This window comes from Scandinavium sp. NPDC088450 (assembly GCF_044900545.1).
Taxonomy (GTDB): Bacteria; Pseudomonadota; Gammaproteobacteria; order Enterobacterales; family Enterobacteriaceae; genus Scandinavium.
On the sequence record NZ_JBJDNI010000003.1, the window covers coordinates 74,025 to 94,124 of the forward strand.

15 protein-coding genes are annotated in these 20,100 nt (G+C 54.8%); 9 read left to right on the forward strand and 6 right to left on the reverse strand.

The annotated features are described in order from the left end of the window. Positions 1-71 precede the first annotated feature (71 nt). Positions 72-2,192, reverse strand: a complete 2,121-nt coding sequence (locus ACI2I2_RS04365) for a TonB-dependent siderophore receptor (RefSeq protein WP_404656785.1) — start codon at positions 2,190-2,192, stop codon at positions 72-74. A 249-nt stretch (positions 2,193-2,441) separates the two neighbouring features. After that, entirely contained in the window at positions 2,442-4,130 is a 1,689-nt protein-coding gene (locus ACI2I2_RS04370) for an alpha,alpha-trehalase (RefSeq protein WP_404656786.1), read from the reverse strand. 299 nt (positions 4,131-4,429) lie between these two features. Between ACI2I2_RS04370 and ACI2I2_RS04375 the strand changes: the two genes are divergently transcribed. The 6 genes from ACI2I2_RS04375 (at position 4,430) to ACI2I2_RS04400 (ending at position 11,386) form a co-directional block, all read left to right on the forward strand. After that, positions 4,430-5,824: a glycoside-pentoside-hexuronide (GPH):cation symporter gene (locus ACI2I2_RS04375; RefSeq protein WP_404656922.1), complete on the forward strand. Its 1,395-nt coding sequence runs from the start codon at positions 4,430-4,432 to the stop codon at positions 5,822-5,824. 197 nt (positions 5,825-6,021) lie between these two features. Further along, positions 6,022-6,864, forward strand: a complete 843-nt coding sequence (gene phnC, locus ACI2I2_RS04380; RefSeq protein ID WP_404656787.1) for a phosphonate ABC transporter ATP-binding protein — start codon at positions 6,022-6,024, stop codon at positions 6,862-6,864. 47 nt (positions 6,865-6,911) lie between these two features. Then, positions 6,912-7,850 (forward strand): phosphonate ABC transporter substrate-binding protein, encoded by a 939-nt coding sequence (phnD, locus tag ACI2I2_RS04385; RefSeq protein WP_404656788.1) that lies wholly within the window; start codon positions 6,912-6,914, stop codon positions 7,848-7,850. A gap of 59 nt (positions 7,851-7,909) precedes the next feature. Continuing rightward, positions 7,910-8,776: a phosphonate ABC transporter, permease protein PhnE gene (gene phnE / locus ACI2I2_RS04390; protein WP_404656789.1), complete on the forward strand. Its 867-nt coding sequence runs from the start codon at positions 7,910-7,912 to the stop codon at positions 8,774-8,776. Continuing rightward, positions 8,773-9,654, forward strand: a complete 882-nt coding sequence (phnE, locus tag ACI2I2_RS04395) for a phosphonate ABC transporter, permease protein PhnE (protein ID WP_404656790.1) — start codon at positions 8,773-8,775, stop codon at positions 9,652-9,654. The genes phnE (ACI2I2_RS04390) and phnE (ACI2I2_RS04395) overlap by 4 nt, the downstream gene beginning before the upstream one ends. 364 nt (positions 9,655-10,018) lie before the next feature. After that, on the forward strand, positions 10,019-11,386 hold the full coding sequence (locus ACI2I2_RS04400) for an 8-oxoguanine deaminase (RefSeq protein WP_404656923.1): 1,368 nt from the start codon (positions 10,019-10,021) through the stop codon (positions 11,384-11,386). A 170-nt stretch (positions 11,387-11,556) separates the two neighbouring features. Here ACI2I2_RS04400 and ACI2I2_RS04405 read toward each other — a convergent pair whose 3' ends face one another. From ACI2I2_RS04405 to ACI2I2_RS04415, 3 genes are read right to left on the reverse strand one after another with little or no spacing between them, the layout of a single operon-like run. After that, positions 11,557-12,666, reverse strand: a complete 1,110-nt coding sequence (locus tag ACI2I2_RS04405) for a mandelate racemase/muconate lactonizing enzyme family protein (RefSeq protein ID WP_404656791.1) — start codon at positions 12,664-12,666, stop codon at positions 11,557-11,559. An 11-nt stretch (positions 12,667-12,677) separates the two neighbouring features. After that, on the reverse strand, positions 12,678-13,529 hold the full coding sequence (locus ACI2I2_RS04410) for a fumarylacetoacetate hydrolase family protein (protein WP_404656792.1): 852 nt from the start codon (positions 13,527-13,529) through the stop codon (positions 12,678-12,680). A gap of 17 nt (positions 13,530-13,546) precedes the next feature. Beyond that, positions 13,547-14,272 carry an SDR family oxidoreductase gene (locus tag ACI2I2_RS04415; protein WP_404656794.1) on the reverse strand — a complete coding sequence of 242 codons (726 nt, stop codon included), beginning with the start codon at positions 14,270-14,272 and terminating at the stop codon, positions 13,547-13,549. A gap of 195 nt (positions 14,273-14,467) precedes the next feature. Here ACI2I2_RS04415 and ACI2I2_RS04420 point away from each other — a divergent pair, with 195 nt between their 5' ends. The 3 genes from ACI2I2_RS04420 (at position 14,468) to dbpA (ending at position 18,281) form a co-directional block, all read left to right on the forward strand. Beyond that, on the forward strand, positions 14,468-15,250 hold the full coding sequence (locus ACI2I2_RS04420; protein ID WP_404656795.1) for an IclR family transcriptional regulator: 783 nt from the start codon (positions 14,468-14,470) through the stop codon (positions 15,248-15,250). A 239-nt stretch (positions 15,251-15,489) separates the two neighbouring features. Then, a complete protein-coding gene (locus tag ACI2I2_RS04425) occupies positions 15,490-16,806 on the forward strand; it encodes an MFS transporter (RefSeq protein ID WP_404656796.1) in 1,317 nt (438 codons plus the stop codon). Positions 16,807-16,907: 101 nt separating this feature from the next. Further along, positions 16,908-18,281, forward strand: a complete 1,374-nt coding sequence (gene dbpA, locus ACI2I2_RS04430; protein WP_404656797.1) for an ATP-dependent RNA helicase DbpA — start codon at positions 16,908-16,910, stop codon at positions 18,279-18,281. Positions 18,282-18,397: 116 nt separating this feature from the next. Here the strand turns inward: dbpA and hutU are convergent, their stop codons facing one another. Continuing rightward, on the reverse strand, positions 18,398-20,083 hold the full coding sequence (gene hutU / locus ACI2I2_RS04435; protein ID WP_404656798.1) for a urocanate hydratase: 1,686 nt from the start codon (positions 20,081-20,083) through the stop codon (positions 18,398-18,400). Positions 20,084-20,100: the final 17 nt, after the last annotated feature.

Genomic DNA, 20,100 nt, shown 5'->3' on the forward strand with positions numbered 1-20,100 from the left:
AGGCTTACAAAGCGGGATAATTCGTAGGCCGGCGCAAACGAAGTGCCGCCCGGCAAGTGTCAGTATTGCGATTAAAAATCATACCCAACAGTCGCAATGACCGAGCGTTCCGCGCCCCAGTAGCAGTTGTTGGTGCCATAACAGCCTGAAAGATACTCACGATCTGTCAGGTTGTTGGCATTCACCTGCAACCACGCGCCTTTCAGGGCTGAAGTCCAGGCCCCTAAATCCGCACGCACCATGGCGTCAACCAGGGTGACTGACGGCAGGCGTTCGGTGTTGGCATCATCTGCCCACTGCTTACCGATATAACGCACACCGGCGCCAGCGCTGATGCCGAAATCAAACTGATAATGCGCCCACAGCGAAGCCATCTGATCGGGTGTCAGCTGCGGCGTATTGTCGTCGGTGCCATCTTTGGTGTCAGCAAAACGCAGGCGGTTCCAGCTGTAACCGGCAATGGTGCTCAGACGCGGGGTAATTTGATTACGTGCTTCCAGTTCAATGCCTTGTGAATGGACTTTTCCGGCTGGTAAGAAAGTGGCTGTGCCGATATTGGTATCTCGGGTCGCCACGTCTTTTTGGGTCAAATCATACAGCGCGAAGCTGTACATATCGCTGGTGCCAGGCGGCTGGAATTTAAGCCCTGCTTCATATTGTTCCGCCGTAGTGGGCTTCAGCAGATTGCCGTCCGGACCGACCAGCATGGCGGGAGTGATCGCCTGGCTGTAGCTCAGGTAAGGCGACAGACCATTTTCGAAGGCATACAACAAGGAGCCGCGAGTGCTGATGTGATCGTCTGAACGACGTGTGGATGTGCCAAAGGTGTCGCTCACCTGCTGCGAAACAATGCGGTCATAGCGCGCAGACAAATCCGCATGCCAGCGATTCCAGACCATTTCGTCCTGCAAATACACACCTGCCTGATAATAGCGACGGTTGTTGTCATCGCTGTAGGTCACGGTATGCCCGGTTTGCGGGGTGTAATAAGTCCATGGATTGAGCGGAGAAGTGCCGCCTGCGCCGGTCCATAAATCGTTACGGAAGCGATGGTATTCGCCGCCCAGCACCACAGTGTGAGCCACTTCGCCAGTCGCAAAATCAGCCTTAATACGGTTATCCGTCGACCAGCCATCAAGAGAACCTTTCGAGCCGCTATAGCCGCGCGCCAGATTATCGCTGCCATCAATCCAGCCCACCTGATAAACCTGATTCAGGTTCACATCCGAATGGGTATAGCTGCCGCTGGAGTGAACAGACCAGATGTCGTTGAACTGGTGATCGAACTCATAGCTGTAAATCTGCTCGCGACGCTGATAGCCATCGCCCGCGTCACCTTCGTTGGTGTGATTGCTGAGCTTGCGTCCGTTGTGCTCATAGCGGGTGCCGTCGAGCGGCAAAGAACCGTGATAGCCGCCGGAGGGATCTTTTTGCAGATAAGCGCGAAGCAACAGGCTGGTGTCTGAGTCTGGCTGCCAGAGCAGGGAAGGGGAAATGGCGTACCGTTCTTCGCGGGTATTGTCGAATTGCGTATCGGTATTACGGGTGATGCCGATAATGCGATAAGCCCACTGGTCGTTAATCGCATCAGTGTAATCAAAAGCCGCGCCTTTGGTGTTTTGCGTGCCGCCAAACGCCTGAATATGCCCCTCAGATTTAAACTGAGGGCGTTTCGAGGTGAGATTGACCAGACCGCCTGGCACGCTCTGACCATAAAGCGCAGAAGACGGGCCTTTAATCACATCGATTCTGTCGATAAACCATGGGTCGATTTGCAGCACGTTGTGGCTGCCGCCGTCGCTCATCAGGCGCATACCGTCGAGGAAAATATTATCGACGTCGCCGCCGTGGAAGCCACGCAGAGAAATCGCGTCAAACCTTGTCGCCGCGCCGCCAAAGGTGCTGTAAACACCTGGTGTATAGCTCAGGGCCTGGCTGACGTTAGTGGCACCCTGATCTTCCATCTGCTGGCGAGTGACCACCGAAACAGATTGCGCAGTGGTGATCAACGGCTGATCGGTTTTGGTCGCGCCGGTAGAGGTTTTGGCGGTATAGCCTTGCGTGGGTGCTGTCGCGGATTGTGCCGGTTCCGCAGTGACCACCACGGTTTCTTCCGCCAGAGAAGAGCAGGGAAATGCCAGCGCCAGGGCGCACAGCACTGACGAGCGTTTAAGAAGCAAAGTGTTATTCATCGCATAATCCTGAAAAACGCGGCCTGGCACTCCTGTGCGCCACCGTGTCAAAGCGTGCGAAAATGTCATTTTTCGTTAAAAAGAATGCGAATTATTATTGTTTGCGTTAACTGAAGCAAGCGAAGAAGAGTGTAGAAGGAGGCGGCTACCAATATTAGTAGCAGGGGGCGATCGCCCGGCGGCACTCGTTTGCGCGGGCCTACGGTTTGTAGGTCCGGCAAGCGAAGCGCCGCCGGGCAGTGAGCAAGGTTACTGAGTTTTCACAGCGGCTGGCGCAGGCGCAGGCCGGTTTTTCGGCACATCGTCGCAAGGCTTCTCTTTCGGGCAGATCAAATCCAGCATTTTCAGCGTCACGCCGTTACTCCAGCCAAAGCCATCCTGTAACGGATATTCGCCGCCACCTCCGCCCGTGCCGGTAGACGTAATGTCATATTTCTCGACCAGTTTTTTCTCACGATCGTAGGTGTGCTGCACGTTCGTCAGGAATCGCCAGCTGACTTCCATCGCGATGCTGTCCTTACCGTAATTTTGCAGCCCTTCAGTGGCGACCCATTGCAGCGGAGCCCAGCCGTTAGGTGAATCCCACTGCTGACCACTGTTGACCGTTGTGGTCGCAATACCGCCCGCTTTCAGCAGGCGAGATTCCGTAGCCGCCGCCATTTTTGAGGCCCGATCATTGGAAGCCGCATTCACATAAAGCGGGAACAAGGCAGCGGCTGTCAGTTGATTGCGCACTTTGTGGGATTTCAGGTCGTAATCGGCATACCAGCCTTCTTTATCGTTCCACAAATAATGTTCCATTGCTTTCTGGCGTGTGCTTGCCATTGCGTCATAGCTTGAGGACTTCCCGTCATCGCCTGCTGCTTTACTGGCGCGAGCGATGATTTTTTCCATCTTGTACATCAGAGCATTGAGGTCGACCGGCACAATGCTGGTGGTGCGGATGGTGCTGAGTTTCTGCGGATCATCCATCCAGCGCGAACTGAAATCCCAACCGGAAGCGGCGGCGGAACGCAGGTCGCGGTAAATCTCTGTCGCCGGGCGATTCGGGTTACTTTTGGCGGTATTGACGTCATCCAGCCAGGATTCTGGTCGCGGCGTGTCTTTGTCATCCCAATAGCGGTTTAACACCGTGCCATCGGCGAGTTTCACCACGCGTTTGTCGGCTTGCCCGGCCTGGAGATTATCCTGCCCATCCATCCAGTAAGCGTGCTCTTTCTCCATTTGCGGAAGGTATTTTTTCAGCGCGGCATCGCCATCGTGGGTGGCGAGCAGTTCGACCATCAAAGAGAAGAACGGGGGCTGCGAACGGCTCAGGTAATAGCTACGGTTGCCATTGGGAATGTGGCCCCAGGTATCGATTTCATAGGCGAAGTTATCCACCATATCTTCGATTTTGTCCCAGTGTCCGCTCTCGGCAAGCCCCAGCATGGTGAAGTAGCTGTCCCAATAATAGACTTCGCGAAAACGCCCGCCAGGCACCACATACGGCTTAGGCAATGGCAGCAGGGAATCCCATTTGGCGGCGGTATCCGTGGTGCGCGTCAACACCGGCCACAGGCCATCGATATGTGCCCGCAGGCTCTCGCCTTCAGGTGGCACGTACTTATCTTTCTCTTCTGGCAGCGTGAAATTCACATCAACAAAATGGCGAAGATCAAAACTGCGCTGGTTCCGCTGCATGCGGTAATCCGCCAGGATCATCAGCGGGTCGCCTTTGGGGATCGCATCAGCAAAGGTTTTCTGATCCGGGAAAAGTTTGGCGCTCTGCACATCATTAAAGAGGGGCCCGAGGAGCACGTCCGGAGACTGTGGCGGCGCAGAAGGCGCATCATCAGCCTGTGCGGAGGCCATTGTCAGTGAGAGAAGCATGCCGCCAAGCGCAAGTTGCAAAGCAGCGTAAAGGGGAGAGGTGCGGCGCAAAACGGGTTTTCTCATTGGTTATTCTCCTTGTAAGAAGCGCTAATTCCGCAGCTTCAACAATAGACGAATATCCATTGATGCGCGTGTCGGGGTTAACGTTTTACGCTTTTCCAGACAAATTACCGGGACAATGGCCTGTGACCGGGAATACAAAAAATAGAGCCAGAGTGCGCATCAAACCCTTACAGATCACATAAAGCAAAAAACATAAGAAATTAGCAAAAAATCATAATGGATCTGTTTTCCACGCCTGTGCGAAGAATAACGCCTCAAACTGGAACCGGTTGCAGTTCACTATCCTTAAAGGGGAAAATATCGTGGCTGGAGAAAAACTATCTGTCAGAGAAAAAGTCGGCTATAGCCTGGGTGATGCCGCAAGTCATATTGTATTTGATTCCTCAGTCGCTATTCTTGCCTGGTATTATACCGACATTTATGGCTTGCCTCCGGCGGTGATGGGCACCATGTTTTTACTGGTTCGCATATTAGACGCTATTACTGACCCCATTATGGGGGCGATTGCCGATGCCACCGCAACCCGCTGGGGGCGCTTCCGTCCCTGGTTACTTGCCATTTGCATTCCGTTTGCTGTCAGTTGCGTGCTGGTCTATTCCATTCCGAGTTTTTCAGACAGTGGCAAAGTGGTGTATGCCGTCGCGGCATATATATTTATGACACTGATGTATACCGCGATTAATATTCCTTACTGTTCATTGGGTGCGGCATTGACCACGGACCCACAGGAAAGTTTGTCATTGCAATCCTGGCGTTTTGCCATTACGCCAATTGGCGGTGCATTAGGCACAGCCTTTATTTTACCGCTGGCGGATTTCTTGTTCCCGGGCGATCGTGCTGCGGGTGTTCAGGTGGCAATGGCAATATTCGGTGCGATTGGTTGCCTGATGTTTATCGTCTGTTTCTTTACCACCAAAGAACGCGTGCAGCCGATTAAAGAAGAAAACCTCAATATCGCGCGGGATATTAAAATTCTGTTCCGTAACGATCAGTGGCGCATATTGTCCATCTACAATTTTACGATGCTGGTGGCCGTGGTTATCCGCGGTGGCGCGGTGGTGTATTACGTCAACAGCGTGCTGAATAAAGGCTCGGATATTATCAGCTGGTTTATGCTCGGCGGGATGTTTGCTTCAATGTTCGGGTCGGTGCTGGCAAAACCGTTCGGCACGCGTTTTTGCAAGGTCAAACTGTCGTTCTGGATCAACATGATTAACGCCGCCCTCGGCGCGGTGTGTTTCCTGCTGCCTATCCAGTACTGGGCAATCCCGCTGTTTGCTCACATGCTGATTCAACTGGTGCAGGGCGGTAATGCCGCCATCCAGTGGTCGATGATCACCGATGCCAACAACTACGGTGAATGGAAAACGCAGCGCCGTATTACCGGCATGAACGTCGCCGCCAACATCTTTGTGATCAAGTTAGGCGTAGCGGTCGGCGGGGCCATTCTGGGTTGGGTGCTGGCGTTCTATGGCTATGCGTCCAGCAGCACCGTGCAATCGGCTGAAGCCATCGGCGGTATCGTGCTGCTGTTCTCCATCATTCCGTCAGTGTTCTATGTGCTGACCGCCATCGCCATTCGTTTCTATGGCCTGAATGAAGCCCGAATGAACAGCATTGTCGGCGACCTCAACCACGGGAAGTTTGCCAAGGCTGAGCCTGATGTCAGCCGTCCTGTTTCTGTGCAGGAGTAAACGGCTGGCCTTGATCCCAGCGTGACTGCCAGTGCGCCAGATAGTGCGAAACGCTATCTGGCGCATGGCGAATCACCCGCACGTTCTCGCCCTCGCTTTGCCTGTCATCTTCATCTGTTTATCGTTTTTCTGTCATTAAAGCGTCACGCGCAGCGTTGTTAATAACCCACGACGAATTCAGGCTACGTGGAACCGATATGAACAACGCACGCGCACTCTTTTCCCTGAACGATTATCCGACCTTGCCGCAAATTACTGGCGTCCAGCAGCGTAAAGTGCTGAGCGTGAAAAATTTGTACAAATCGTACAACGCCAGCCAGCCGGTGCTGAGTGACATCAATTTTGACTTACATGCAGGCGAAATGGTCGGGATTGTCGGGCGCTCCGGTGCGGGAAAATCTACGCTACTGCACGTGCTTAACGGCACCCACAGCGCCACTTCCGGCGAAATGCTGAGCTACCCGGAAGTGGGCATGCCGCATGATGTCTCTGGCCTTCGCGGTCGAGCATTAAATCAGTGGCGCACGGAATGCGGGATGATTTTCCAGGACTTCTGCCTGGTGCCGCGTCTGGACGTGCTGACCAACGTGCTGTTAGGCCGTTTGAGTCAGACCTCGACACTGAAATCTTTATTCAAAGTGTTCTCCGATGACGACCGCGCTCGCGCCATCGCGCTGCTCGAATGGATGAACATGCTGCCACACGCCTTACAGCGCGCAGAGAATCTCTCTGGCGGGCAGATGCAGCGCGTCGCCATTTGCCGGGCGCTTATCCAGAACCCTTCCATTCTGTTGGCCGATGAACCGGTGGCCTCGCTGGATCCGAAAAACACCCAGCGCATCATGAGCGTGCTGCGGGAAGTGAGCGAGCAGGGCATCAGCGTGATGGTTAACCTGCACTCCATTGAACTGGTCAAAACGTACTGCACCCGCGTGATTGGCATCGCGCAGGGCAAAATTGTGTTTGATGACAGACCGGAGCGGCTGACTCCGGATGTTCTGCACCAGCTGTATGGCGACGAAGTCAGCCAGCTCCATTGATTCTTTTTACCAACGTTTCTCAACATAAGACAACACGGGCAAAGATAATGACTAAGCACATGACGAGCGCATTACGATTTTCCGCATTGATGGCAGGGCTGCTGGTGGCCTGGCAGGCAACGGCTGAGCAACCCAAAGAGCTGAATCTGGGGATTCTGGGCGGGCAAAACGCCACCCAGCAAATCGGCGATAACCAGTGTGTTAAAACCTTCCTCGATAAAGAACTGAATGTTGATACCAAACTGCGCAACTCTTCTGACTACTCTGGCGTGATCCAGGGTCTGCTCGGCGGCAAAGTGGATGTGGTGCTGAGCATGTCGCCATCTTCTTACGCGTCCGTGTACATCAATAACCCGAAAGCGGTCGATATCGTGGGCATCGCTGTCGATGACAAAGACCAGTCGCGCGGTTATCACTCAGTGGTGATTGTCAAAGCCGACAGCCCGTACAAAACCATTGATGACCTGAAAGGGCAATCCTTCGGCATGGCCGACCCGGATTCCACCTCGGGCTTCCTGATCCCAAACCAGGCTTTCAAACAGAAATTCGGCGGCACGCCTGATAACAAATACAACAACTTCTTCTCCAGCGTGACTTTCTCTGGCGGCCACGAGCAAGACATTCTCGGCGTGCTGAACGGCCAGTTCGCGGGCGCAGTCACCTGGGCTTCCATGGTGGGTGATTACAACGATGGTTACACCGCAGGTGCTTTCAACCGTCTGATTCGTATGGATCATCCGGACCTGATGAAAAATATCCGCATTATCTGGCAATCGCCGTTAATCCCGAATGGCCCGATTCTGGTCAGCAACAGCCTGCCTGCGGATTTCAAAGCCAAAGTGGTTGAAGCGGTGAAGAAACTGGATAAGGAAGATCACGCCTGCTTTATCAAGGCAATGGGCGGCACGCAGCATATCGGCCCGGCGACAGTTGCCGACTTCCAGCAGATCATCGACATGAAGCGCGAGCTGGTTAACGCCCGTTAATCCGCCACACTTTTCTCTCCCGGTGTGTTGCCGGGAGAGCGACTCTCTCGTGAGTGAACATGCTGAATACTGAATTTGAACGCTATTACCAGCAGGTCAAAATGCGCCAGACGCGTGATACGGTGACCTGGTCCGCGCTGCTGCTGGTGCTCTATTTTGCCGCCGGACACGCGGCTGAATTTAATCTCATCACCATCTGGCACTCCCTGCCGAACTTCTTCGATTACATGCTGGAAACCGTGCCGACGCTGCACGGCAGCCTGCTGTTTGCCGATGCCCACACCAAAGGTTCGCTGGCGTACTGGGGTTACCGCTTGCCCATTCAGCTGCCGCTTATCTGGGAAACACTGCAACTGGCGCTGGCCTCCACGCTGGTGGCGGTAGCCATCGCTACGATCCTCGCTTTTCTGGCTGCACGGAACGCCTGGTCACCCGCGGGATTACGCTTCGGCATTCGTGCCTTAGTCGCCTTTCTGCGCACCATGCCGGAACTGGCGTGGGCCGTTATCTTTGTGATGGCTTTTGGCATTGGCGCTATCCCCGGTTTTCTGGCGCTGACGCTGCACACCATTGGCAGCCTGACCAAGCTGTTTTATGAAGCCATCGAAAGTGCACAGGACAAACCGGTGCGCGGCCTGATTGCCTGCGGGGCAACACCCGTGCAACGGATGCGTTTTGCATTGTGGCCGCAGGTGAAACCGATATTTCTCTCGTACGGTTTTATGCGCCTCGAAATTAATTTCCGCTCATCGACCATTCTTGGGCTTGTCGGCGCAGGCGGCATCGGCCAGGAGCTGATGACCAACATCAAACTGGACCGCTATGACCAGGTCAGCATGACCTTGCTGCTGATTGTCATTGTGGTATCACTGCTGGATACGCTCTCGGGACGGCTGCGTCAACGAGTGCTGGAGGGCGCGAAATGAAGAGCTGGCAGGCGGTGACCGACACCGCACATTATCAGGAAGCGCACCCGGCGCTGTTTAAAGCTCAACGGCGTTATTTGCGCCATCTGGCGTTGCTGGCGCTGGTTGTCGGGCTGTATTACATCTGGTTTTTCATTCAGTTCGGCATCAGCTATGAACAGCTAACCACCGGGATGCAGCAACTTGGCCGTTACTTTTTCCGCATGTTCGTCTGGCATGATTTCCTGAACTGGCCTTTTGGCTATTACTTCAGCCAGATTGGTATCACCCTGGCGATTGTGTTTTCCGGCACCATTACCGCCACGGTGATAGCTCTGCTGCTGTCATTTCTGTCGGCGCGAAACATCATGCGTGGCCCGGTGACCCGAGTCATCGCCATGCTGATGCGTCGACTGTTCGACATGCTGCGCGGCATTGATATGGCCATCTGGGGGCTTATCTTCGTTCGCGCTGTCGGGCTGGGGCCACTGGCGGGGGTACTGGCTATTATCATGCAGGACACCGGGTTATTAGGGCGCTTGTATGCGGAAGGCCATGAAGCCGTTGATCGTTCACCAGGCAGAGGATTAACCGCTGTGGGGGCAAACGGCCTGCAAAAACACCGCTTCGGTATTTTCACCCAGTCCTTCCCGACGTTCCTGGCCCTGAGTCTGTATCAAATTGAATCCAACACCCGTTCCGCTGCCGTGCTGGGCTTTGTCGGTGCAGGCGGGATAGGGCTTATCTATGCCGAAAACATGCGCCTGTGGAACTGGGATGTGGTGATGTTCATCACCCTGATTCTGGTTGCGGTAGTGATGACCATGGATGCGCTTTCTTCCTGGCTGCGCTGCCGCTATATCACGGGTGAAACTGTTCCGTTGTTTAAACACAAATAAATTTTCCGCACACATCAGACTGCATCCCAATATGGGATGACCAATAAACGGGATGCAGTCTCCTTTCAGTAAAAATAAAACCTTCTGCAATTAACTCCTCAGTGAGAGCTAATGTTTTTAAAATCTACAATTTCATATTCCAAATATTCTGCGTGCGAAAAGGTAATTTTGCGGAATACTATAACTGCAAAAAAACATCATATATATATCATTTGAATATGGAGTTGTAATGAAGGATCAAGAACCCGATCATTTACGTCGTCTGTTGGTCAAAGCACCGCTGTTGGCCCCCTTGCTGACGACGCTTCCAGCCGCCGCAAAAGAAAAGCTGGTCTCGTCATTCACAGGAGATGCCCACAGCAGCATGCCACCGAGACAGGGGAAAACGCTGCTACTCAAAAATGCTGATATGGTCGTGACCATGGATAAAGATAAGCGCGAAATTAAAAAGGGCTGCGTCTTTATTAAAGACAATACCATTATTGCTGTCGGCACAGAAAATGAAGTCCCGAAAACGGCTGACCGGGTTATCGATCTGAAAGGGCATATTATTATTCCTGGCCTGATTAACACTCACCATCATATGTATCAAAGCCTGACCCGCGTTGTGCCTGCCGCACAGGACGGTGAACTCTTTACCTGGCTGACCGCGTTATATCCCATCTGGGAAAAGCTGACGCCGGAAATGATGAAAGTGGCGACCAAAACAGCCATGGCGGAGCTGATGCTCTCAGGCTGCACCACCTCCAGTGACCATCAGTACGTCTATCCCAACGGTATCAAGCTCGACCACAGTATTGAAGCCGCGCAAGAGATGGGCATGCGTTTTCATGCCTGTCGAGGCAGCATGAGCGTAGGCAAAAAACAGGGCGGCTTACCACCGGATTCGATTGTTGAGGATGAGAAATTTATCCTCAAAGACACCCAGCGTGTGATTGAACAGTTCCACGACGCAGAGCGTGGGGCGATGATCCGCATTGTGGTTGCGCCTTGCTCGCCGTTCTCCGTCAGCGAAGGACTGATGCGTGATTCTGCGAAGCTGGCGCGTGCACATGGCGTATCGCTCCATACGCATCTTGCGGAAAACGTGAGCGACATTGAGTACAGCAAAAAAACCTTCAACAAGACCCCGGCTCAGTACGTAGAAGATCTGGACTGGGTAGGCCACGATGTCTGGCATGCACACTGCGTCAAGCTCGATGACTACGGCATGAAGTTGTTCGCCCGCACCGGGACGGGGGTCGCGCATTGCCCATGTTCAAACATGCGCCTGGGTTCTGGCATTGCCCCGGTTCGTCATATGCTGGATGCCGGAATGCACGTGGGGTTGGGTGTGGATGGTTCTGCCTCAAACGACAGTTCTGACATGATGGGTGAGGTTCGTCAGGCGCTGCTGTTACAGCGAGTCGGTTTCGGCCCTGAAGCGCTGACGGCTCGTGAAGCGCTGGAAATTGCTACTCTGGGCGGTGCGAAGAATCTCAACCGTGATGACATTGGCGCGCTGGCACCGGGCATGATGGCGGATATCGCCGTGTTCAGTCTTGAAGGGATTGGTCTGGCAGGCGCGCAGCACGATCCGGTGTCGGCACTGGTGTTCTGTAATCCGGGCAAAGTGGCTTACAACATTATCAACGGTCGAATCGTCGTTGAAGAAGGCAGGGTCACAACGGCTGATGTTCCCGTCATTATTGAACAACATAACCGTATGGCCCATCAGTTAGTCGAAGGGTAATTTTTACCCGCCGCTCAGCGCGATTTTCATTGCCGGCTGCTGGAGATAATTCATGCTCCAGCGGGCCGCTTCTCCCAGCCCATCGCTGCGCTCGTTAAAAACAAAAATTTGTTTGTTAAAGTGTGATGGTGTCGGGCGCGACTCTGTGGAGAGAGTCGCGCAGGCGGGGTTTAGCGAGTGATGCGCTGATAACTTCCCGGCAAAGTGTGGCGTTCCAGCGCCTTGAGATCCCAGTCGATACCCAATCCAGGCTCGGACGAAGGCAAAGCATAACCGCCGTCGACCTGCATTGGCTGGTGAGTGAGGGCATCCAACTGTGGAATGTATTCCAGCCAGCGGGCATTCGGTACTGCCGCACATAACGAAACGTGAAGTTCCATCAGGAAGTGAGGGCAAACGGCGATGTTAAAGCACTCCGCCAGATGCGCCACTTTCAGCCAGGGCGTGATCCCCCCGATACGTGCGACATCCACCTGCACCACTGAACAGGCGTTATGCTGCAAATAATCACGGAAATGCAGCGGGCTGTAGATACTTTCACCCACGGCAATCGGCACGCTGGTCTGCTGGCTTAAGCGGATATGTCCTTGCAGGTCATCTGCCGGGAGCGGTTCTTCCAGCCAGCCGATATCCAGTTCCTGATAGTGATGGGCGCGGCGAATCGCTTCATCGACCCGGAAAGCCTGGTTGGCATCGGTGAAAATTTCGAAGTTATCGCCGGTTGCCTCACGCACCGCACGCAGACGAGCCATATCTTCTTTAATCGCTAAACCGACTTTTAGTTTGGTCGCGCCAAAGCCTTTCTCCTGACATTCCAGAGCATTGTCGACCAGTTCGGTGGTGGAAAGATTGAGCCACCCGCCTTCGGTGTTATACATCGGAATGCGCGACTGTGCGCCGCCTGCCGCAATCCACAAGGGCTGATTGCTGCGTTTGCAGCGCAAATCCCAGAGTGCAGTATCGATAGTCGCCAGTGCCAGCGAGGTGATGGCACCGACTGCGGTGGCGTGCGTCAGGAACAGCAGCTCACGCCAGAGTGATTCAATCTGATCGGCTTCTTTACCAATAAGCGCAGGCGCAAGGGTCTTCTCTAATAGCGAAAGCACCGCAGGGCCGCCAGTACCGATGGTATAGCTGTAACCCAGACCTTGCGCGCCCTCTGAATCAGTAATGCGAACAAACGGCGTCTCCTGACACACAAAAGCCTGAATGGCATCTTCGCGCCGGACTTTCGGTTCCAGCATGACCATAAACACTTCAACGTTAGTAATCGTTGCCATAACAAAATTCCTTACTGTGATGACCAGGGGCAGGTGAGCTGTTGTTGTTCGCCCAGTCCTTCAATGCCCAGGCGAAGGGTTTGTCCGGGGCGCAAATAAACCGGCGGTTTTTGCCCCATGCCTACACCCGGCGGGGTGCCGGTGGAGATAATGTCGCCGGGATAGAGCGTCATAAATTGCGAAATGTAGGAGACCAGATAGCGCACGTCATAGATCATCGTTGAGGTTGATCCTTGCTGGTAACGGTGTCCGTCGACTTCAAGCCACATGGCGAGATTCTGCGGATCGGCTATCTCATCCTGCGTCACCAGCCATGGGCCAATTGGGCCAAAGGTGTCGCAGCTTTTTCCTTTCACCCACTGTCCCTGACGCTCAATCTGGAAGGCGCGTTCAGAGAGATCGTTGATCACGCAATAACCTGCTACATGCGCCATAGCCTCATCTTCGCTGACGTATTTGGCCTTCTTGCCGATGATCACCCCGAGCTCCACTTCCCAGTCTGTTTTTTCCGAGCCGCGTGGGATCTCAACGTTGTCATTCGGGCCGACGATGGCGTGCGGGGATTTCATAAACAGAATCGGCTCTGGCGGCACAACGGCGTTGGTTTCTGCGGCATGATCCGAATAGTTAAGGCCAACGCAGATAAATTTGCGGCTGCCGCCCACGCAAGGGCCAAGGCGTGGAGAACCCTCCACCACAGGCAACTCTTCTTCGGCAAGCGAAGCCAGGCGGGACAGCATTTCGGCGGACAGCGTGTCAGCGCTGATATCGTCAATCCACGCCGACAGGTCACGAATAATGCCTTGTTTATCCAGTAAACCCGGGCGTTCCTGACCGGGTTGCCCATAACGAAGTAAGCGCATCTTATTTTCCTTCTGAATCAGGCAGACCAGCCGCCGTCGATAGTGTGAATGTGTCCAGTCGTGAACGTGGCCTGGCTGAGATAGAGCACCAGATCGGCTATCTCCTCGGCCTGACCGATACGGCCCATGGGCTGGCGACGAATGAAGTCGGCACGTGCCGTTTCGTAATCACCCGTATCACGCAAGCGCTGTTGCAAGGACGGTGTTTCGACGGTGCCGGGGCAAATCGCGTTGCACCGAATGCCCTGAGTGATGTAATCCGCAGCCACAGATTTCGTCAGACCAATCACCGCGGCTTTACTGACGCTATAGGCGCAGCGATTGGCCACGCTTTTCACGCTCGAGGCGACTGACGACATATTGATAATGCAGCCGTCTTTCCGGCTCAGCATCCCAGGCAGAACCGCCTGAATCAGGTGAACCTGCGACATGACATTGAGCTCCCAGGCTTGATGGAGTTGCTCGTCGCTAACGTCAAGGATGTCACCGCTGTGAACGATCCCGGCGCAGTTGAACAGCATGTCGATAGGGGCTTCTTTCGCAACAAAATCGCGGATTTCAGCTGGGTTCATCACATCCAGACGCGCGGTTCTGATGTTTTCCACGTCGGCAAAAGCAGCCAGTTTATCGGCGTTGATATCTGTCGCGATGACCTGAACTCCGGCATTCGCCATACGAAGCGCGGTGGCGTAACCAATGCCCTGAGCGGCAGCGGTAATCAATATTGTTTTCGAAGGCTTCATGTTTTCTCCGGGTGAGGGACCGTGCAAGTTGTTAATTGACTGTAAACGGATTTCTCTTCGATTCAAATATGAATGTTTGATTTATATATGCACGTCACATTTCCTCTTTTGCGAAGCAGGTGGCAGTGGCGGCAGAAGTGCTAAGATGTCACGACGAAAAACAACGTGTTACTGACGCACCGGCATGAGGAAGGTATGGCGCAAAACAAGCCTGAAACTGAATTGACCGAAGACCGCTACCGCGCACCTGCGCTGGACAAGGGGCTGGATATTCTCGAAAAGCTGGCCGGACTGGAAGAAGGGCTGTCGCAGGCGGAAATCGCGGCGGCGCTGGAACGCAAACCCAATGAGATTTACCGCATGCTCGACAGGCTGGTGAAGCGAGGTTATGTGGTTCGCACCAGCGTGGATCAGTACCAGCTCTCGTTGAAGTTATTTGAGCTGGCGCATCGTCATTCGCCTATGCGGCGGCTGGTGGTGCAGTCGACGCCGCATCTGCGCACGTTTGCTGAAGCGGCCCAGCAAGGCTGCCATATTGCGCTGTATGAGCGCGGTGGTCTGACGGCCATTGCACAGGTTGATGCCCCAGGCTATTGGGGCTTTGGTATTCGCGTCGGCGCACGTTTCGCCCTCCGTGATTCCAGTTCCGGGCACGTACTGCTGGCATTCGCATCAGAGCAGGATCAGCAGTATATGTTGGCGCAGAGTGAATCTGCGGACGCCGCCATCGACACGCATCTGGAAAAAACACTGACCCGCATTCGCGAGCAGGGTTACGAAATTATGCCAAGCCAGCAGGTTGAAGGCGTTTACAACATCGCCGTCCCTCTGCTGAACAGCGGCGGGCAGGCTATTGCCGCCTTAGCTTGCCCGTGGGTTAAGCATCTGGAACACATGAATTCGCCTTCTCAGGAGGCGGTATTAGCGCTGTTGTTTAAAACGGCTGAGCGCATTCGCAGCGGCGGTGCGGAAGGGTAAGACAGACGGTTTTTTCAAAAACACTCCCCTGAGCGGCTATTCAGCCGCTTATTTTTTGTCCTTTTTGCGATGCAGTTCGCCCTTTGTTGTGGTGAGAGCGGCGTGAATGTGATCTTCATATATAAATTCAGAATTTATTTTTGAATGCTTGCTTATGTGGGAATACATTTCAATAACAAAAACAAAACATGATAGAAACTTCGTACCCCACAACAACCTCTTCCGGACAGGAGAAGCGTATGCAGCAGACAGCAACACCAGGATTAAGAAGGGCGGTGACAGCCTCGGTGGTGGGCACCATCATCGAATGGTTTGATTACGCACTGTACGGTGCCGCTGCGGGGTTGATCATCAATAAAATCTTCTTCCCCGACTTGTCGGCGTTCGCCGGGGTGCTGGCTGCCTTCGCCACGTTCGCCGTCGGTTTTTTTGTTCGTCCACTGGGTGGGTTGGTTATCTCGCACATTGGCGATCGCTACGGACGCAAACCCGCACTGATTTTTTCCATCACGTTGATGGGGATAGGGACAGTCGCCATCGGGCTGTTACCGGGTTACCACGACATTGGCCTGATGGCCCCCATTCTTCTGGTGATCATGCGAATGGCACAGGGTTTTGGTGCGGGCGCGGAATATGCCGGTGCGCTCACGCTGCTGTATGAATATGCGCCTGAACGGCTTCGTGGTTTCTACACTGCGCTGCTGCAGTCGGCCACGGTCATCGGCATTATCTTTGCGAGCCTCGCCTTTTGGGGCGTCTCAATGATGCCGGCTGACGTGATGACCAGCTGGGGCTGGCGTGTGCCGTTCCTTTCCTCAGCGGTGTTGTTCTTTATTGCCATCTACATTCGTCGCCATCTTGATGAAACGCCGGAATATGTGCAGGCCATGAAGCAGGCCGAAAAAGAGAAGAAAGCGCATAAACTGCCGTTGAAAGTGGTCCTGACACGCTATCCCCGCGAGCTGTTCTGGGGTTTTTTGATGATGTCCGGGCATAACGCCAACGTCTATATCCTGAGTGCGTTCAGCATCAGCTACATGACCAACACGCTTCATCTGCCGAAAACCACGGCGCTAAGCGCGTTGTTTATTTCGGCCTGGTGTGCGGTTATCAGTGCGCCGATCATGGGCTGGCTCGCTGACCGGTATAACCCGGCGAAAATCTACATGGCGGCGGCGCTGTTTACGGTGGTGTATGCCTTCCCGCTGTTTATGTTCATCAATAGCGGTGATTTGCTGATTATCACGCTGGGGATGTCGATCGCCTTTACCATCAGCTACGGCGCAATGGCTGGGCCACAGGGGTTGCTGCTGGCTCGCATCTTCCCTACGGAGTATCGCTATTCAGGGATCAGCGTCGCCCGCGAAATGAACGGCATGCTGGTGGCAGGCCCGACGCCGCTTATTAGCGCATTCCTGGTTGAAATCGCCGGGGGCAAACCGACCTACGTGGCGATATTCCTGGCGACCTGCTGTTTGCTCACGGCCTTTGCGGTGTACAAATTAGTGGGGATGCAGAGCGTCCGGCAGGGTAAATTTGTGACCTCTGAAAGTTAACATCACGTCGCCCCGCACGGGGCGATAATTTCCATGGTATTATCTCTCCCCTGAATATCAGCCTTGCGCTGTTTCCCCTTCTTTAATACCGGAATACCGACGTGACCTCTTTTGCTGACTTAAACGCACTTCCTGCGGAACTTTTGACCAATCTGACTGAACTGGGCTATCTGACCATGACCCCGGTGCAGGCGGCGGCGTTACCGGCCATTCTTGCGGGGAAAGATGTTCGCGCCCAGGCGAAAACCGGCAGCGGGAAAACAGCGGCATTTGGCCTGGGTTTGCTGCAACATATTGATGCCAGCCAGTTTATTACCCAGTCTTTGATTCTTTGTCCGACGCGCGAGCTGGCCGATCAGGTGGCGAAAGAGCTGCGTCGTCTGGCGCGCTATATGCCGAACATCAAAGTGCTGACGCTGTGTGGCGGCCTGCCATTTAGCGTGCAGCGTGATTCCCTGATCCACGCCCCGCATATTATTGTGGCGACCCCAGGGCGTTTGCTCGATCACCTGAAAAAAGAGACGGTGAAACTGGATGCGCTGCAAACGCTGGTGCTCGATGAAGCGGACCGTATGCTGGACATGGGCTTTGCCGACGCTATCGATGAAGTGATCAGCCATGCGCCAGCGAAGAGTCAGACGCTGCTGTTCTCGGCCACCTGGCCAAAAGCGATTGCGGCGATCAGTACTCGTATACAACGTGACCCTGTCACGGTTGAGATCGATACAGTGGATGAGCTTCCTGCCGTGGAACAGCAGTTCTACGAAGTGTCTCGTCACGGCAAAATCAGCCTGCTGCAAAAGCTGCTGAGCAAACATCAGCCAGCCTCCTGTGTGGTGTTCTGTAACACCAAAAAAGACTGTCAGGCGGTATGCGATGCGTTGACCGAAAGCAATCAGAGCGTTTTAGCGCTACACGGCGACATGGAACAGCGCGATCGCGATCAGACGCTGGTGCGCTTTGCGAACGGCAGCAGCCGCGTGCTGGTGGCGACAGATGTGGCGGCTCGCGGTCTGGACATCAAAGCGCTGGAAATGGTGATTAACTTCGAGCTGGCGTGGGACCCGGAAGTGCATGTGCACCGTATCGGGCGTACCGCGCGTGCAGGTGAAAGTGGTCTGGCGATCAGCTTCTGCGCACCGGAAGAAGGCCAGCGCGCTGCGGTGCTGGAAGAAATGCTCAACATGAAAGTGGAATGGCAGCAGCCGCCAACGGGCATCAACGTTGCGCCGCTGGAAGCGAAAATGGCGACGCTGGCCATCGACGGCGGCAAAAAAGCCAAAATGCGTCCAGGCGATATTCTGGGTGCGCTGACCGGGGATATGGGGCTCGATGGCGCGGATATCGGCAAAATCGATATTCACCCGATTCATGCCTTTGTGGCAGTGAAACAGAGCGTGGCCCGTCACGCCTGGAAACAGCTCCAGCAGGGCAAAATCAAAGGCAAATCGGTGAAGGTACGGTTGTTGAAATAATTTTTGCCTGATAAAGCAACGCCACCCAATGGGTGGCGTTGTTGTTTAAAGCGGTCGTTAACGGATCATCGGAGCCAGGTAGGCCGGGTAAGCGCTAGCGCCACCCGGCAACAGGTTTAACGGATCATCGGCAGGTTCAGCTCGTGCTTTTTCGCACATTCAATCGCCTGCTCATAACCCGCATCGGCGTGACGCATGACGCCGGTGGCCGGGTCGTTCCACAGCACGCGCGCCAGGCGTTTATCCGCTTCCGGCGTACCGTCGCAGACAATCACCACGCCGGAGTGCTGCGAGAAGCCCATTCCGACGCCACCGCCGTGATGCAGGCTGACCCACGTTGCGCCGCCTGCGGTATTGAGCAGGGCGTTCAGCAGTGGCCAGTCGGACACCGCATCAGAGCCATCCTTCATCGATTCTGTTTCACGGTTTGGCGAGGCGACCGAGCCGCAGTCCAGGTGGTCGCGGCCAATCACAATCGGCGCTTTCAGCTCGCCGTTGCGCACCATTTCGTTAAACGCCAGGCCTGCCAGATGACGCTCGCCCAGCCCCAGCCAGCAGATACGCGCCGGTAAGCCCTGGAAGGCGATGCGCTCCTGCGCCATATCCAGCCAACGGTGCAGGTGGGCGTTGTCCGGGAACAACTCTTTTAATTTGGCGTCGGTTTTGCGGATATCCTCTTCATCGCCCGACAGCGCCACCCAGCGGAACGGGCCTTTGCCCTCGCAGAACAGCGGGCGGATATAGGCCGGAACGAAGCCCGGGAAATCAAAGGCGTTTTTCACGCCCTCATCCAGCGCCACCTGACGAATATTATTGCCATAATCGACCGTCGGAATGCCCATATGATGGAAATCCAGCATCGCCTGAACGTGAACCGCCATCGAAGCACGCGCCGCTTTCTCCACCGCTTTTGGCTGCGTTTCACGCTCGTCCAGCCAGCGGGTCACGCTCCAGCCTGCCGGTAAATAGCCGTTGATGGGGTCGTGGGCGGAAGTCTGATCGGTAACGATATCCGGGCGCATACCCCCCGCTTTAGCGCGTTTCACCAGCTCCGGCAGGATTTCTGCGGCGTTACCGAGCAGGCCCACGGAAATGGCTTTTTTCTTCGCATTGGCGTCGGCAATCAGTGCCAGCGCCTGGTCCAGATTTGTCGCTTTGTAATCGACATAACGGGTGCGAATACGGAAATCGATGCGCGATTCCTGACACTCTATCGCCAGCACCGAAGCCCCCGCCAGCACGCCCGCCAGAGGCTGTGCGCCGCCCATGCCACCGAGGCCTGCGGTGAGGATCCATTTGCCGCTCAGATCGCCGTTGTAATGCTGGCGGCCCGCTTCAGCGAAGGTTTCATAGGTGCCCTGCACGATGCCCTGTGCGCCGATGTAAATCCACGAACCTGCGGTCATCTGGCCGTACATCATCAGCCCGGCTTTATCGAGCTCGTGGAAGTGATCCCAGGTGGCCCAGTGCGGCACCAGGTTGGAGTTCGCCAGCAGCACGCGCGGCGCATCGGCGTGGGTGCGGAACACCGCCACCGGTTTGCCCGACTGAATAATCAGCGTCTCTTCCGGCTGTAAGGCTTCCAGCGAGCGCAGAATTTGCTCGAAACACTCGCGGTTGCGTGCCGCTTTGCCGATACCGCCGTACACCACCAGATCTTCCGGGCGTTCGGCCACATCCGGGTCAAGGTTGTTCTGGATCATGCGGTAGGCGGCCTCAATCAGCCAGTTGGCGCAGTGCAGCTTATCCCCGCGAGGGGCACGAACCGTACGGGTGAGGGCAGTGGTCTTAGGCGTGGTCATAGTTGGCTTCCTGAGTC

What these genes read in the sequence shown, in the direction of transcription:
- ACI2I2_RS04410 (WP_404656792.1), bottom strand. Translation starts at nt 13,529, where the DNA reads ATGCGCTTACTTCGTTATGGGCAACCCGGTCAGGAACGCCCGGGTTTA.
- phnE (WP_404656790.1), top strand. Translation starts at nt 8,773, where the DNA reads ATGAAGAGCTGGCAGGCGGTGACCGACACCGCACATTATCAGGAAGCG.
- phnC (WP_404656787.1), top strand. Translation starts at nt 6,022, where the DNA reads ATGAACAACGCACGCGCACTCTTTTCCCTGAACGATTATCCGACCTTG.
- ACI2I2_RS04370 (WP_404656786.1), bottom strand. Translation starts at nt 4,130, where the DNA reads ATGAGAAAACCCGTTTTGCGCCGCACCTCTCCCCTTTACGCTGCTTTG.
- ACI2I2_RS04400 (WP_404656923.1), top strand. Translation starts at nt 10,019, where the DNA reads ATGCCACCGAGACAGGGGAAAACGCTGCTACTCAAAAATGCTGATATG.
- hutU (WP_404656798.1), bottom strand. Translation starts at nt 20,083, where the DNA reads ATGACCACGCCTAAGACCACTGCCCTCACCCGTACGGTTCGTGCCCCT.
- phnE (WP_404656789.1), top strand. Translation starts at nt 7,910, where the DNA reads ATGCTGAATACTGAATTTGAACGCTATTACCAGCAGGTCAAAATGCGC.
- ACI2I2_RS04405 (WP_404656791.1), bottom strand. Translation starts at nt 12,666, where the DNA reads ATGGCAACGATTACTAACGTTGAAGTGTTTATGGTCATGCTGGAACCG.
- ACI2I2_RS04365 (WP_404656785.1), bottom strand. Translation starts at nt 2,192, where the DNA reads ATGAATAACACTTTGCTTCTTAAACGCTCGTCAGTGCTGTGCGCCCTG.
- ACI2I2_RS04420 (WP_404656795.1), top strand. Translation starts at nt 14,468, where the DNA reads ATGGCGCAAAACAAGCCTGAAACTGAATTGACCGAAGACCGCTACCGC.
- ACI2I2_RS04415 (WP_404656794.1), bottom strand. Translation starts at nt 14,272, where the DNA reads ATGAAGCCTTCGAAAACAATATTGATTACCGCTGCCGCTCAGGGCATT.
- phnD (WP_404656788.1), top strand. Translation starts at nt 6,912, where the DNA reads ATGACTAAGCACATGACGAGCGCATTACGATTTTCCGCATTGATGGCA.
- ACI2I2_RS04425 (WP_404656796.1), top strand. Translation starts at nt 15,490, where the DNA reads ATGCAGCAGACAGCAACACCAGGATTAAGAAGGGCGGTGACAGCCTCG.